Source organism: Thermodesulfobacteriota bacterium, from assembly GCA_040756475.1.
In the GTDB taxonomy this organism is placed as follows: Bacteria; Desulfobacterota; Deferrisomatia; order Deferrisomatales; family JACRMM01; genus JBFLZB01.
The window spans coordinates 33444-48849 of the sequence record JBFLZB010000002.1; the positions used below are offsets into that span (position 1 = coordinate 33444).

Below are 15406 nucleotides of genomic sequence, written 5' to 3' on the forward strand. Positions count from 1 at the left end.
CGCGCCTCGTCCGTCAGCCCCAGGGCCGCGCGGTCGCGCTCGCGCACCAGGTCTTCGCGCACGATGCGGCCGGGGCCGCCGTCGCGGCCGGCGCGCCAATTCTTGGGGGGGTGGACCTCGGCCAGGCGCTCCAGCGCCCCGAGCTTCTCCAAGCGCTCCACGATGAGGCGCCAGGCGCAGGGGATGGCGGGATCCACCTCGCAGTTGCCCTTGTTGGTGCCGCCGCAGGGGCCGTTGAGGAGCCCCTTGGAGCACCGGGCCACGGGGCAGATGCCCCCGGTGAAGTCGAGCACGCACTCCCCGCACCCGGCGCACCGCTCTTCCCACACCCCGTGGGCCGTGGGCAGGCCGTAGAAGCGGGTGTTGAGGCCCGGCACCATGCGGGCCTCGGGGAAGCGCTCCACGATGGCCTGGGCCCCCACGCCGCAGGCCAGCGACACCACCGCGTCCGCGCCACGGATGGCGTCGCCGGCCGCGTCCAGGTACTCCCACTCACATTGGCGCTGCACCGTGGCGTAGGTCACCCGCTGGGGGGCCTCGGCCAGCCGGGACTTCATCCGGAGCGACGCGGCCAGGATCTCGGCCTCCTTGTCCCCCCCGGCGAAGCACACGGTGACGCAGGTGCCGCACCCCAGCACCAGCACGTCCTGCGCACCCGCGGTCATGGCCAGGATCTCGTCCAGGGGTTTCTGCTCGGCGACGATCATGGGAAACCTCTTGTGGCTGGACAGGATGGCAGGATGGGCCGGATACGGCCGGACCCTCCTACTCGGCCGCGGTCGCCTCCGCGTTCTCCGCGGCCTTTGGCGGTCCGCTCTCCCATCCCGTCGATCCTGTCATCCCGTCTCGGTCTCTTCGCAGGGGGCTCGGCCCCAGGGCCTTGACGGCGTCGGTCATCTCGGTGCAGACCTCGGCGAAGCGGGCTCCCTCGGCGGAGGAGAGGTGGAACATGCGCACCCGGGCGCCCCCCACCCCGATCTCCTCCAGGAGCTTCGCGATGGTGCCGACCCTTCTCTTGGCGTTCGTATTACCTTCCAGGTAATGGCAGTCGCCCTCCAGTCAGCCGGCCACCATCACCCCGTCGGCCCCGTGCTCGAAGGCCGAGAGCACGTGGGCCACGTCGAGCTTGCCGGTGCAGGGCAGCCGCACCACCCGCACCGAGTCCGGGTAGCCCAGCCGCATGGCCCCGGCCAGGTCCGCGGCACCGTAGGCGCAGTGGTGGCAGCAGAAGGCGACGATCCCCGGAACGAACTCGCTCATCTCGGCCTCCTCGTGTGTAGAAAACCACTTCGTGGACAGGATGGACAGGATTGACAGGATGGACAGGATAGGCTTTCCGGGAGTCTGATCCCGTTGCCTGTCTTAGCCTCGGTCTTGCCTGGCTTCATCCTGTCCATCCTGTCATCCTGTCCAACGTCCCCCGGTTCTTTCTAACACCCCCCCGCCGCGGTGTCCCCCGAGGGCTTGCCGTGGTAGCGAGCCCTGCCCTCGAAGAGGGTTTCCACCATCGCCGTCACCTGAGGATCGGTGTAGTGGGCGAGCTGGATGGCCTTGGCGGGGCACTCCCCGGCGCACACGCCGCAGCCGTGGCAGGTGGCGGGCTCGATGAAGGCGGCGCCGGCGATCCGCCCGACTCCCGCCACCTGGGCCTGCATCGCCGGCACCTGGTAGGGGCACACCCGCACGCAGGTGAGGCAGCCCACGCACTTTTCCTGCTCCACCCGGGCCACGATGCCCTCGGCGTGGAGCACCTCCTTGGAGAGCACGGTGGCCGCGCGGGCTGCGGCCGCCTGGGCCTGGGCGATGGACTCGGCCAGAAACTTCGGGTAGTGGGCGAGCCCCGCCAGGTAGAGGCCGTCGGACTGGAAGTCCACGGGCCGCAGCTTCACGTGGGCCTCCAGGAAGAACCCGTCCCCGTCCAGGGGGACCTTGAGGCGGGTGGCGAGCTCCCCGGCGTCCGCGTGGGGCACCATGGGCTCGGCGAGCACGAGCAGCTGGGGCCGCAGGGTGGCGTGCTTGCCCGACCCCGCGTCCCGGTAGTCCAGGCGCACCGAGTTCCACTCCACCGAGACCCGGGGTTTGTCGGCTTCGTCGTAGCGCCGGAAGTGGATGCCCCGCCGCCGGGCCTCGGTGTAGAGGCGCTCCTTGAAGCCGAAGGTGCGCACGTCCTTGTAGAGGATGGTGACCTCGGCCGCCGGTTTGAGCTCCTTGAGCACCAGGGAGCTCTTGATGGCGGTGGTGCAGCAGGTGCGGGCGCAGAACTGCTCGGCGGGGCCCACGCACAGGATCATGGCCACGCTCTCCGGCAGTGCCCGGGCGGTGAGGTGGGCGCAGGCGTCGTGGCCGTTTCCCCCCGCCTTCCGGTACAGAAGCTCCTCGAAGTCGAGCGCCGTGACGATGTCCGCGTGGGTCCCGAGGCCATACTCCGGCCCCCGGTACTCCCGGGCGCCCGTGGCCACCACCGCCACCCCGTGCTCCACCCGCACGCACTCCCCTGCGCGGCGCGCCAGGGTGGCGGCAAAGTTGCCCCGGAACCCGCCGATGTCCTGGAGGGTGGTGTCCAGGTACACGTCGATCCGAGGGTGGGTCACCGTGCGGCGCACCAGGTCTTCGAGCCACTGCGCCGGGCTCCTGCCGTCTTCCAGGAAGCGCACTCGGCGCAGGTTTCCGCCAAGCTCGCCGGACTTCTCCACCAGGTGCACCGGGAACCCCTGGTCCGCCAGCTCCAGGGCCGCCGTCATCCCGGCGGCGCCGCCGCCGAGCACCAGGGCCGACTTCACCACCGGGAACTCCAGGGAGTGCACCGGCGCGAGCCGGGCCGCCCGGGCCACGGCCCCCCGCACCAGGTCCATGGCCTTTTCGGTGGCCCGGTCCCACTGGCCGGAGTGGACCCAGGAGCACTGGTTGCGGATGTTCGCCATCTCGAAGAGGGCGGGGTTGAGGCCCGCCCCCCGGATGGCGTCCTGGAACAGCGGCTCGTGGGTGCGGGGGCTGCACGAGGCCACCACCACGCGGTTGAGGCCGAGCTCCGCTGCCGTCTGGGTGATGTGGGCCACCGTGTCCTGGGAGCAGGTGTAGAGGTTCGCCTCGGCGTGGACCACCCCGGAGAGGCCGTCCGCGTACGCGGCCACCGCGGGCACGTCCAGGTAGCCGCCGATGTTCGAGCCGCAGTGGCACACGAAGACCCCCACCCGGGGCTCCTCGGCCGCCACGTCCCGCTCCGGGGGGTACTCGGGCAGCCGCGTGAGCGTCCCCCGGGCCGCGGCAAGCAGCGTGCCCGCCCGGGACGCCGCCCCGCTCGCCTCGACGACGGTCTCGGGGATGTCCTTGGGCTCCCGGAAGGGGCCGGCCACGAAGATCCCGGGCCGGCTCGACTCCAGGGGGTTGAAGAGCGTGGTGTGGCAAAAGCCGTAGTCGTCGAGCGCGATGCCCAGGCGGTGGCCGAGCTCGCGCACCGCGGGGGAGACCTCCATGCCCACCGAGAGGACCACCAGGTCGAAGGACTCCTGGACGAGCGCCCCGTCCCGGACAAAGCGCACCCCCAGGTTCCCGGTGGCCGGGTCCTCGGTGAGGCGGGAGATGCGGCAGCGCTCGTAGCGCACCCCGTAGCGCTCCCGGGCGCGGCGGTAGTACTCGTCGTACCCCTTGGAGAAGGAGCGGGTGTCCATGAAGAACACGGCCACGTCGGTGCCGGGCTCGTGCTCCTTGGCCATGATGGCTTCCTTGGCCGCGTACATGCAGCACACGCTCGAGCAGTAGTCGTGTTCCCGGTCCCGGCTCCCCACGCACTGGAGGAACGCAATCTTCCTGGGCGTCGCCCCGTCGCCGGGCCGCTGCACGTGGCCGTGGGTGGGGCCCGACGCGGAGAGCATGCGCTCGAACTGCATGGCCGTGACCACGTTGGGGTAGCGGCCCAGTCCATACTCCTGGCTGAGTTGCGCGTCGTAGAGCTCGTAGCCGGGCGCGAGCACCACCGCCCCCACCCGGAGCTCCTCTTCTCGCCCGAGCTCCTCGTGGACTACCGCGCCCGCCTTGCAGGCCTCCACGCAGGCGTAGCACTCGGAGCACACCCCGCAGGAGAGGCAGCGTTCGGCTTCCCGGCGGGCCTCGTCCTCCGTGTACCCCAAGGCCACCTCGTCGAAGCTTCCTCGCCGCTCGGCCGCGTCGAGGTTTCTCACGTGGAGGCGGCGCTCCCGCCGGAGTTCCCCCCGGTCGGCGCGGCCCAGGAGCTCCTCCCGGGGAAGGTCGGCCAAGGGCAGGCGCTCCCGGGCGGTGCGCCGCAGGGGCTCGCCCCGGAGGTGGGCGTGGATGCCCCGGGCGGCCCGGTGGCCCGAGGCCACGGCGTCGATGAGGAAGGCGGTGCCGGTGGTGCTGTCCCCCGCCGCGAAGAGGCCCGGCCGCGACGTGGCGGTGGTCTCCGGGTCCGCGGCAATCGTGCCGTCCCGCCCCAGGGCCACCCCGGCGTCCGCGGGCAGGAACGCGAGGCCCGCCCGCTGGCCCACCGAGAAGATCACGTTGTCGCAGGCCACCTCGTACTCGGAGCCCGCCACCGGCACCGGCTGCCGGCGCCCCTTGGGGTCGGGGGCGCCGAGCTCCATGCGCTGGAGGCGCAGTCCCCGCACCCGGCCGTCGGGACCGGCCAGGACGGCCACGGGGTTGGAGAGCCAGTGAAACGCCACCCCCTCCTCCAGGGCGTGCTCGATCTCCAGGGGGTCCGCCGGGGCCTCCTCGCGGCCGCGGCGGTAGTGGACCGCCACCTCCTTGCCCAGGCGCACCGAGGTGCGGGCGCAGTCCATGGCCACGTCCCCCGCGCCGATCACCACCACCCTGGAGCCGAGTTCCGGGGCGTTCCCGAGCCGCACGTCCCGCAGAAAAGACGTGTTGGTCAGAACTCCGGGCAGCTCCGCCCCCTCGATGGGCAGCCGGATGCCCTCGTGGGCCCCCACGGCGATGAGGACCGCGGCGTAGCCCTGGACGAAGAGCTCCTCCACGTTCTCCACGGGGGACGAGAGGTGAAGCTCCACCCCGAAGTCGGCGATCTCCCGGACCTCCCGGTCGATCACCTCCGTGGGAAGGCGGTACTGGGGCACCCCCACCCGGAGCATCCCCCCGGCCACGGGCAGCGCCTCGAACACCGTGACGGCGTACCCCTCGAGGCACAGGTCCTTGGCGGCCGAGAGCCCGCAGGGGCCTGCGCCCACGATGGCGATGCGCTCCCCGTACTTCCGGGGCGCGGGCTCGGGGGCGACGTAGGGCTTGGCGTACTCGTGGTCGGTGACGAAGCGCTTGAGCGCCCGGATGTCCAGGGCCTGGTCGAGCTTGGCGCGGTTGCAGGCGTCCTCGCACCGGTGGTTGCAGATGCGGCCGCAGATGGCGGGGAAGGGGTTGTCGAGCTTGATGGTGCGCAGCGCCGCCGCGTAGTCTCCCCGGCGGATGTGGGCGATGTACCCCTGGGCCCGCTGGCCGGCGGGGCAAGCGTCCCGGCACGGGCTCACCCCGAGCTTTTCGATGGCGAACGCGTTGGGGACGGCCTGGGGGTAGAGCTTGTGGGCCGCCCGCTGCCTGACGAGCCCCTCGTCGAAGCGGCCGGGGATCTCCACCGGGCAGACCTTCTCGCAGTCGCCGCAGGCCGTACACTTCTTGGGGTCGATGTAGCGGGGGTGCCGGCGAAGGGTCACCTGGAAGTCCCCCGCCTCCCCGTCCAGGGAGAGCACCTCGGCGCCGGTGAGGATCTCGATGTTGAGGTGCCGGCCCGCGTCCACGAGCTTCGGGCTCACGGTGCACATGGCGCAGTCGTTGGTGGGGAAGGTCTTGTCGAGCTGGGCCATGTGCCCGCCGATGGCGGAGCGCTTTTCCGCCAGGTAGACCTTGTACCCGCTCTCGGCCAGGTCCAGGCTCGCCTGGATCCCGGCGATGCCGCCTCCCACCACCAGCACGGCCCCGGTGGGCCCGTTCCCGCTCGCCATGGGCTCTCCTCCCGACGTTCCTCCTGACTCTCTTCCTGTTCGGGCGAGCCGGTCAGACGCGCTTCGTCGGCACGAAGGCGAACTCGGGGGCGCCCACCGCCTCGGTCACCGGCTCCCTCACGGCGCGGCGGTCCAGGAAGTCGCACACTACGGCCTGGATCATGTCGCTGGTGTAGTCGGTGGTGATGAGGTCGTCGGCGAGCTCGAGCATCTCCATGCCCTCCTGGTACCCGGAGCGGTAGAGGAGCGACCCGGAGATGGGCAGCACCAGCATCACGCCGATGTTGCTGTTGCGGAAGTCGTCCTGGATGAGCTCCAGGAGGCCCGTGCCGTCCTGGTGCAGGTAGGGGAAGGTGGAGTGGAGCAGCACCAGGGTGGGCCGGCGGGAGAGGATCGCCTCGCGGGCGTTCTTCACGTCGGCGACCTCCTCCACGGTCACGTCCCGGCGGGCTTCCCGCAGGATGCGCCGGAGAGACTTGGTGCGGCTGCGGTCGGTGTCGAGGATCATGACGTCGGGTCTGGTCTGCATGGCATCCTCCTGGTCCGTGGGCCCGCTCGGGCCGGGGAACGTTGCACCCTTTGGCCTGGAGGTACAGCAACTGTCGTGCCAGCTTGTCAACTATACGGAATCAATAGGTTTGTTGCTGCTGCGCCCGGATGTGGGCCGGCGTGGCCCGGAAAACGGGGCATCCTGCCCCGCAGGGGCCGGGATGGGGTAGGAAGGAGGGGGCGAGACACCGGAAACGCCCCGGTGTTGCGCCCTTTCCCCCGGGGCAGAACGCCCCGTCGGGATGGCCGGCGGCGGGCCCGGACGCCGGGGAGCGGGGCGAAGCGCCCCGCCGTCGCGAATCCCTTCGCGGTCAAGGCCGCTCCTGCCGTGGGGTGGGCGGTCATGCCAGTCCGAACTGTTGGAGCTTGCGGTAGAGGGTCTTGCGGTCGATGCCCAGAATCTCTGCGGCCTGGGCCTTGCGGTCGCCGCAGGCGCGCAGCACCAGCGCCACGTGGTCGCGCTCGAGCTCCGCCAGGGTGGGAAAGCGCTTCTGCTCTCCGGGCTGTTTCTTGAGGAGGTAGGCGGGCAGGCTCGAGGGGCGCAGCACGTCCGCGTCCTCGATGACCACCGCCCGCTGGACGATGTTCTCCAGCTCCCGGATGTTGCCGGGAAAGTCGTAGGAGGCGAGCACGGCCAGGAACGACGCAGAGACCTCCCGGAACCGCTTCCCGGCCTTCGCGGCATACTTGGCCACGAAGTAGCGCACGAGCTCCGGGATGTCCTCCGCCCGCTCCTTGAGGGGAGGCAGGTGGACGGGGAAGACCGCGAGGCGGTAGTAGAGGTCTTCCCGGAACCGCCCTTGGCGGATCGCGTCCTGCAGGTCGGCGTTGGTGGCCGCGATGAGACGCACGTCCACCCGCTTCACGGTAGTGCCCCCCACGGGCTTGAACTCCCGCTCCTGGATCACCCGCAGGAGTTTGGCCTGGATGCCGAGCGAGAGGTTCCCCACCTCGTCCAGGAAGAAGGTGCCCCCGTCGGCCAGCTCGAAGAGCCCCCGCTTGGGGGCGGCTGCGCCGGTGAACGCCCCCTTCACGTGGCCGAAGAGCTCGCTCTCCAGGAGCGGCTCGGCCAGCATGGAGCAGTCCACCGCCACGAACTCCCGGTCCTTGCGGGGGGAGAGCTCGTAGATGGTCCGGGCCACCACCTCCTTGCCCGTGCCGCTCTCTCCCGTGAGGAGCACGTTGCCGTCGCTGCGCGCCACCTTGTCGATGAGGGCATTGACCTCGCGCATGGCCGCGCTCCGGCTGATGACGAAGGCGTCGCCCTTGGCGGCCTTGAGCTGGCGGCGCAGTTGCTCGTTCTCGAACCGGAGCCGGCGCCGCTCCTCCGCCCGGGCCGTGATGATCCGCACCTCCTGGGGGGAGAAGGGCTTGGGCATGTAGTCGTAGGCGCCCAGGCGAAAGGCCTTGAGCACGTTTTCCACGGAGGGGTAGCCGGTGATCATGACGATGATGACCTCCGGATCGGCCTCCTTGAGGCGCACCAGGGTCTCCATCCCGTCGATCCCGGGCATCTTGAGGTCGAGGAAGACCACGTCGCACCCGCCCTGGACGAACGCCTCCACGGCCTCGCTCCCGTTGTCCACCGCCACCGAGTCGTGGCCCATGCGCTTGAGGGTCTTGGCGAGTCCGTCCCGGATGGACCGCTCGTCGTCCACGATCAGAGCCCTCACGGTCCTTCCTCCTCCCCGGTGGGGAGCGTCACGGTGAAGGTGGTGCCTCCCCCGGGGGGGCAGCTCACCCGGATGTCGCCCCGGTGCATCCGGATGATGTTGTAGCACAGGGACAGGCCGAGCCCCGTCCCTTTTCCGGGCTCCTTGGTGGTGAAGAAGGGGTCGAAGATCCGGGCGCGGATCTCGGGGGGGATGCCGGGCCCCGTGTCGGAGAACCCCACGCTCGCCAACCCGCCTTCCTTGTCGCAGGACGAGGTGAGGGTCAGCACGCCCTCGCCCTCCATGGCGTCCACCGCGTTGGTCACGATGTTGGTGAACACCTGCTTGATCTGGCTCGGATTGCCCGTCACCAGGGGCAGCCCCTGGCTCAGCCGCATCTCCACGCGGATGTTGTGGAAGAGCGCCTTGTTGCCCAGGAGCGCCAGGCACTGCTCCACCGCGGCGTTGAGGTCCACGGGCTCCTGGTAGCGCTTCTTCTGGTGGGCGAAGTCGAGCAGTGAGTTGACGATCTCCCGGCAGCGCCGGGCCTCCTGGACGATGCGGTCCATGTCTTCCCGCCGGGGGTCCGAAAAATCCATGTCCTCCAGGAGCAGCCCCCCGAAGAGCAGGATGCCCCCGAGGGGATTGTTGATCTCGTGCGCAACGCCGGCAGCGAGCTTGCCCAGGGACGCCATCTTGTCGGCGTGGATGAGCTGCATCTGCACCTCTTCGAGCTTGCGCTCCATCTCGACGATCTCGCGGGTGTCCTGGATGAAGGAGACCGTTCCCACCTCCCGGTTGCGGTCGTCGAAGAGCAGGTGCACCGTCATCCACACGGGGATGCGGCTGCGGTTCTTCCCGATGAGGATGGCCTGGTAGCGGTCGAGCACCCCGGGCCCCCCGTGGTCGGGGCCCCGAACCCGGGCCAGCACGTCCCGGGCGGCGTCGCCCTCGTAGAGGTCCTGGATGAACTTGCGGCCCACCATCTCGGCAGGGGGGTAGCCCAGCAGGTTCTGGGCGCCCCGGTTGTACACGGCGATCTTCCCCCGCATGTCGGTGACCAGGATGGCCTGGAGCGAACCCTCGACCACGTGGGAGAGGAAGCGCAGGCGCTCCCCCTGCTCCCGGTCCCGCTCGACCCGTGCCGTCACGTCGCGCAGCGACACCGAGACCATGGGCCGGCGGGGCGTGGGGCGCAACAGGGAGAAGGAAGCGTCCAGATGCCGTGGGGGGCGAAGCGGGAGCTCGAGGGTCAGGGAGGCAGCGGCCCGAAGGGCGGGGCCTTCCAGGAGGGGCCGTACCGCATCGCGTGCCTGGCGCCCTGCAGCTTCCCCCAGACAGTCGAAGAAATCCCGACCCAGGGCTGGGTCTGCCCCGCACCCCGTGAGTCCGGAGAACGCCGCGTTGGCGAAGACGATGCGCCCGCTGGCGGGGCGAAACGCCGCCAGTGCCACGTCGCTCCCCTCTGCCATGGCGGCGAGGAGCTTGGAGACCTGGGTCTCCCGGGGGCGCGAGGCCATCGGGTCCCTCCGGGCTCGCCTGCACGGGCCGATACGTCGTTATGAGAAGCAGTGCGCCGCGACACGCGCGGCAACGCCCAGCAAGAATCGGCCCGCGGGCACGAAGGGCCCGTAGCGGCGGGGAAAGTGTAGGCCGATCATATCATCTGTGGACCAAATCGCAACAGCGTTCTATTCGGTTTCTCCCGGCGAGGGCATGGGGCCCCCTTCCACCAGGTGGCGGGTGGTGGCCACCAGGCGCTGCGCCAGCCCCCGGGCGATGGTGAGGGCGAGCGTGGGGGTGTGGCCGAAGAGGGAGGGGATGTGCTCGGGAGGAACCACCAGGAACTTCGAATCTTCCCGGGTCACCACGGTGGCGGTGCGGGGGATGCCGAGCAGGGACGAGATCTCCCCCAGGTATGCCCCGGGCTCGTCGATCACGGCCACCTCCTTGCCCCCCGCTTCCACCCGTACCGATCCCTCCAGGAGCACAAAGAGCTCCCGGCTCTCCTCGCCCTGGGAGAAGAGGGCAGTCCCGGCCGGAAACGACTCGTTCTTCAAGGCCGCAGCCGCCGCCTCGATCTCCCGCTCCAGGTCTACGCTGCCTTCGAATTCGATCCCGCCCGCCGTCATCTCCCTCCCTCCTCAAGCGCTCCGGGCCGTCCCCATGTTCTCCCTCCCCTCGGCACGCGCCCAGCCCCTTGCCCAGCCCATGGAGTGTTCGGAGAATACCTGCTCCAGGGGAAGGTGCAACGGGGGAGTCGGCCCGCGATCCGCCACCTTGATGGCGAGCGGGGTCCGGGAGCCCCTACGCTTCGCCCCGCAATCCGCGCTCCTTCGAGGAGGGGCCCCTTACGAAACCGGTGCCCAGGATCCTTGCAGTCGGAGGTTCGCCGTGACAAGAGAGACCAGCCCCCTGGAAGTTCCCGACATCAAGTCTTCGGAAGCCGCCTTGCTCCGAGCTGCCCATCGGGCACTCGAGCTCGGCAGGCGCACCCACACTCCGGTATGGGTTCTGAAGGATGGAAGGCCGGTGGACTTGGCGAGCGAGGAAGAATCCTCGGAGCAGCGACACGACCGCCGATGACCTCCTCCTAGGGAGGTTCACGGGCCTCGCCCCGAGGGCGGCCCCGCGGGCCGCCCTTTGCACGTCAACTGCCGTGGTCCTTGCAGCCTACACCGTCAGTCCCAGCGCCCTCCGCTTTCCGTTCAGGTGCGCCACGATGGCGTCGGCGCACTTCTCCGGGTCGGGCTCCACGACGAACTTCGCGCCCACCACGTCCTCCAGCCCCTCGGTGGCGAGCCTGACGATGTTGGGGGAGCCGAGGATGGGGGGGACGACCCCCAGGAAGGTGGTGATGCCCGAGGCGACGACGTAGAAGGCGATGGCCACGGCCTTCTCCGAGTACCACTCGGGGGCGGCCCCGGCGAGCGGCAGCGCGGCGGTATCGACGTTGAGAGCCTTGGCGAGCGCCCCGGCCAGGTGGAGGATGCGGGTGTTGTCTACGCAGGAGCCGGTGTGGAGTACGGGGGGGATGCCCAGGGCCTTGCACACCTGGCGCAACCCCGGCCCGGCAAGTTCGGCCGCCCCGGGGGTCTTGAAGCCCGCCTTGGCGTTGGCCACGGCGGCGCAGCCGGTGTCGAGCACGAGCACATCGTTCTCGATGAGGCGGCGGGTCAGGGTCACGTGCCCGTGGTCGTGCTTCACCTTGGGGTTGTTGCACCCCACCACCCCCACGGCGCCCCGCACCTTCCCCGCCACGATGGCGTCGATCAAGGGCTGGGGGGTGCCCCCCAGGGCGCCCAGCACGGCCTCCACGCTGAACCCCGACATCTGGGTCACGGTCTGCCCGGGGATCTCCAGGGCGCCGGGCTTGCGGCGGGGAAAGTTCTCCACGGCTTCCCGCACCACCTCCCGGGCCAGGGCCTGGGCGTTCTCGGGCGAAAACTCCCGGTGGGCCGCGCCGGCGAACTTGGCCTTGGGGCTCGTGGTCACGAACTTGGTGTGGTAGCAGCCGGCAATCTGGGGGGTGGAGGGCATGATGCACTGGTAGTCGACGATCATCATCTCCACGGCGCCGGTGACCAGCACGAGCTCGGTCATCAGGTGGTTGCCCGCCATGGGGATGCCCCGGCGCATGAGCAGCTCGTTGCCGGTGCAGCACAGCCCCGCCAGGTTGATTCCCTTTGCGCCGACCTTTTCGGCCAGGGCCACGAGCTCGGGGTCCTCAGCGGCCCGGGCCACCATCTCGGAGACCACGGGGTTGTGGCCGTGGAGGAGGATGTTCACCTGGTCGGCCTTGAGCACCCCCAGGTTCACGGTGGAGGTGGTGGGCACAGGCACCCCGAAGAGCACGTCGGAGAGCTCGGTGCCGATCATCGAGCCCCCCAGCCCGTCGGAGAGCGCCGTGCGAAAACCGTGGAGGAGGATGTTCACGTAGTCGTTGTCGACCCCCATGTGGGTCCGGTGCATCATCTCGGTGACCTCCCGGTCGATGCCCCGGGGCAGCACGCCGAGCCGCTTCCACGCCTCCACCCGGGCAGGGGGCATGCGGCCGACGAACCCGAGTCGGCCCTTGCGCATGCCGTACTCCTCGAGCATCTCGCCGGCCAGGTCCCGGGCCACCGCCAGGGCGTCGCGGCCCGCCTCGGCCACCCCGAGCTCCCGGGCGAGCGCCCGGAGCTTGCCCTCGTCGGCGATGCCGTAGCCGGGGGCCTTGCCTTCCCCCACGGCGAGGAGGGTCTCGGCCAGGTCCCGGCCGTGGTCCGAGTGGCTGGCGGAGCCGGCGGCGATCATCCGCCCCAGGTTTCGGGCCACCATGATGTCGGCGTCGGCTCCGCACACCCCCTGCTGCGGACCCTCCCCGAAGGGGTCGATGCGGCACGGGCCCATGGCGCAGATGCGGCAGGAGAGCCCCAGGTCGCAGTAGCCGCACCGGGGCTCCTGGGCCGCGTGGCGGTCCCACACCGTGGCAATGCCGTCGGCCCGGGCCTTTTCGAGCATGGGGAGGGCGTCCTGGGTGACGGAGCAGGCGGCGAGCTTGTCGGTCAAGGGTGCCATCGCGAGTCCTCCTGATGCGTAGGGCGGGGCTGGCCCCGCCGGAATCTTGGAAGTGCGTGGGGCGGGGCTCGCCCCGCCGAAGACCGAAAGGCCGTGGGGGCGAGCCCCGGCCTACGGGCCGACAGCGGCCTGCCGCTCCCCCAGTCCCCGCCAGAGGGCCACGACGGGAGGCTCCTTCCGGGCCTCTTCGCCCTGCCTCAGCCCCACGCTCACCTGCCGTGCCAGGCGCCGGGTCTCCTCCCGGAGGAGTTCGTTGGGGTCGCCGAACTCCAGGGCCCTCACGAGGCAGGTCTCCACGCAGGCGGGCACGCGGCCCGACCTTTGCCGGTCGGCGCAGTTGTCGCACTTGACCGCCACCGACGGGCGGCCGGGAACCCGCCAGTCCGCCCGGTAGCGGATGACCCCGAAGGGGCAGGCCATGGAGCACATGCCGCACTGGATGCACCGGGAGGGGTCCACGAGCACGGCCCCGGTGGGCGCGTCGCGCCCGATGGCCCGGGGCATGCACGCGGCCATGCACGGCGCCGGGTCGCAGTGGCGGCACTTGTTGGGAAAGGCGAAGGTGGCGGGCCCTGGCCCCACGTGGATGCGGGGCGGGGTCCGGGGCTCCTCGGAGACGGCGCCGTAGAGGGTCTTCGTGCGGGAGTGGGCCACGGCGCAGGCCGCCGCGCACTGGAGGCAGCCCACGCAGCGCTCGGGGTGGACGACGACGGTGTTCATGGACACCTCCCGTGGGGATGGGTGGAACCGGGGAGCCGAGAGACAACCACCAAGACACGAAGAATCTTCGATGGTCGAGTCGTCATCGCGCAGGAGGCCGGCAGACGACGTGCCCCGATTTCCCCAGAAAACGCAAGCATTTCTTCGTGTCTTCGTGGTGAAACGGACCTATTCGTGTCTACCTGCTTCCGCAACCGGCAAACGCATACGCGCCCCAGTGGAATCGCTCGGCCAGCGGGTCGAAGGGCAGGTCCTCGAGCCGCGTGCCGGCCCGGATGGCGGCGATCACCAGGCCCGCCTGCTCCGCCTCCCCGGCGAACACGGCGCCCACCAGGCGGCCGTCCCGCAGGATCACCTTCCGGTAGGTGCCCCGGGCGGGGTCCTCCCGCCGGAGGACCCGGTAGGGCCCTTCCCCTTCTGGAGGCCGAACGATGCCCGCGGTCACCAGGTGCAGACCCCCCACCCGCACCGAGTTCATGGCCAGGGAGCCCGGATAGGTCTCTCCGGCACCGGCCATGTTGCGCCCCGCCAGGCGGCCCTGCTCCACGGCCATCGGCCAGATGGCGTTTGCCCTTGGCTCTCCCCAGGCCACATCGTGGGTGAGGGCGGCGTCTCCCGCCACCCATACGCCGGGCACGGGCGCGCGAAGCTGGTCATCGGCGGGAATTCCTCCCCGTCGCCCCAGGAGCTCGCTGCGCGGGTCCACCCCCTTGCCCCGGATCACCAGGTCGCAGGGCTCCCGAGAACCCGGCGGGTCGAAGCGGACCGCCACGGCCCGGCCGTCCCTTAACTCCAGGGCGGTCGGGCGGTGCCCGAAGCGCACCTGAACGCCCTCGCCCTCGAGGGCCCGGGCCACCAGGGCGCCGGCCCTCTCGTCCGCGGACTGGGACAGGGGATCGGACGAGGCGGCGCACAGGAGCGTCTCCACCCCGCGGGCCGCCAGGGCGCCCGCCGCCTTGACCCCCACGAGCCCCGCGCCCAGGACCACCGCCCGGCGCGCCCCCCGGGAAATCTGCTCCTCCACGGCCTCGGCGTCGGCGCGGGTGCGAAAGCCAATGACGTTGGCAGCCTCCTCCCCCGGGAGCCCCAGGGGCTTGGAGGCGGCCCCGGTCGCGAGGCAGAGGCGGTCGTAGGAGAGCGCTTCCCCCGACTCCAGGGTCAGGCGCCGCGCGGCCGCGTCGAGGTGCACGGCCCGGGACCCGGTGCGCACCTCGGCGCGCTCCAGGGCTTTGGACGGAAGAGGGTAGAGGGAGTCGGGGATCTTTCCCGCGAGCCGGTAGGAGAGGAGAGGGCGGCAGTAGGGCGGGTGGGGTTCTTCGGAAAGCAGGAGCACCTCGGCCCCCGGGTTCACCTCCAGGGTCCCTTCGGCCGCGGCCAGGCCGGCCGCGCTCGCCCCCACGACCACGTAACGCATGGCGTGATCCCTCTGCGATTGGGTACCCTGAACCGGGCTGGCACCGCCGGCCTGCGGTGGGGGCACGAAGGCGCCGGCTCGGGGCGGCTCGAAACACCGCCTCCGGACGCGCCAGCAACCGGCGCGAGCGTGGCCGAAACCTACCATGCGGGGATCGACTCCGCAACGCAGGCTGTGGAAATGAAGCAGATTCGGGGATTCCTCTTCGATGCCGGCAATACCCTCATCCGGGTGCGGGGCAGCGTGGGCGGGGTCTACGCCGCGGTGGGCCGCCGCCACGGCATGGCCGCGGACGCGGGAGCGCTGGAAGAGGCCTTCCGGCGGGCCTTCCGAGAGCGCAAGGCGGGCTTTCTCCCCGCCGTCTCTCAGCCCCACTCCCCCGAGCGGGAACGGGCCTGGTGGCGCGCCCTGGTGGTCGACGTCTTCCGGGGGGCTGCGGGGTGGGACCCCCTTTCGGAGCGGTTCGAGGCCTTCTTCGACGAGCTCTACCGGGAGTTCGAAGACCCACGCCACTGGGAGGTATTTCCCGACGTCCTCCCCTGCCT

At 70.8% G+C, this 15406-nt stretch carries 11 protein-coding genes; 1 reads left to right on the forward strand and 10 read right to left on the reverse strand.

Annotation, left to right across the window (positions count from 1 at the left end):
• The 10 genes from AB1578_00540 to AB1578_00585 form a co-directional block, all read right to left on the reverse strand.
• A partial coding sequence (locus AB1578_00540) for a methylenetetrahydrofolate reductase C-terminal domain-containing protein (GenBank protein MEW6486388.1) occupies positions 1-707 on the reverse strand: 707 nt, incomplete at its 3' end.
• A gap of 58 nt (positions 708-765) precedes the next feature.
• The gene (locus AB1578_00545; GenBank protein MEW6486389.1) at positions 766-1260 is read right to left on the reverse strand and encodes a hydrogenase iron-sulfur subunit; all 495 of its coding nucleotides are present in this window, start codon (positions 1258-1260) and stop codon (positions 766-768) included.
• 170 nt (positions 1261-1430) lie between these two features.
• The gene (locus tag AB1578_00550; GenBank protein MEW6486390.1) at positions 1431-5966 is read right to left on the reverse strand and encodes an FAD-dependent oxidoreductase; all 4536 of its coding nucleotides are present in this window, start codon (positions 5964-5966) and stop codon (positions 1431-1433) included.
• 52 nt (positions 5967-6018) lie between these two features.
• Positions 6019-6495, reverse strand: coding sequence for a hypothetical protein (locus tag AB1578_00555; protein ID MEW6486391.1), 477 nt, complete (start codon positions 6493-6495; stop codon positions 6019-6021).
• Positions 6496-6856: 361 nt separating this feature from the next.
• Entirely contained in the window at positions 6857-8188 is a 1332-nt protein-coding gene (locus AB1578_00560; GenBank protein MEW6486392.1) for a sigma-54 dependent transcriptional regulator, read from the reverse strand.
• Positions 8185-9687 (reverse strand): ATP-binding protein, encoded by a 1503-nt coding sequence (locus AB1578_00565; protein MEW6486393.1) that lies wholly within the window; start codon positions 9685-9687, stop codon positions 8185-8187. The genes AB1578_00560 and AB1578_00565 overlap by 4 nt, the downstream gene beginning before the upstream one ends.
• 171 nt (positions 9688-9858) lie before the next feature.
• Positions 9859-10299, reverse strand: coding sequence for a cyclic nucleotide-binding domain-containing protein (locus tag AB1578_00570; GenBank protein MEW6486394.1), 441 nt, complete (start codon positions 10297-10299; stop codon positions 9859-9861).
• Positions 10300-10840: 541 nt separating this feature from the next.
• On the reverse strand, positions 10841-12727 hold the full coding sequence (gene cooS / locus AB1578_00575; GenBank protein ID MEW6486395.1) for an anaerobic carbon-monoxide dehydrogenase catalytic subunit: 1887 nt from the start codon (positions 12725-12727) through the stop codon (positions 10841-10843).
• A gap of 111 nt (positions 12728-12838) precedes the next feature.
• Entirely contained in the window at positions 12839-13447 is a 609-nt protein-coding gene (locus AB1578_00580; GenBank protein ID MEW6486396.1) for a 4Fe-4S dicluster domain-containing protein, read from the reverse strand.
• A gap of 178 nt (positions 13448-13625) precedes the next feature.
• The gene (locus tag AB1578_00585) at positions 13626-14861 is read right to left on the reverse strand and encodes an FAD-dependent oxidoreductase (GenBank protein ID MEW6486397.1); all 1236 of its coding nucleotides are present in this window, start codon (positions 14859-14861) and stop codon (positions 13626-13628) included.
• A gap of 180 nt (positions 14862-15041) precedes the next feature.
• On the opposite strand from AB1578_00585, the gene AB1578_00590 reads away from it, so the two are divergent.
• Positions 15042-15406, forward strand: a 365-nt coding sequence (locus tag AB1578_00590) for an HAD family hydrolase (protein MEW6486398.1), incomplete at its 3' end; no start/stop codon positions are given.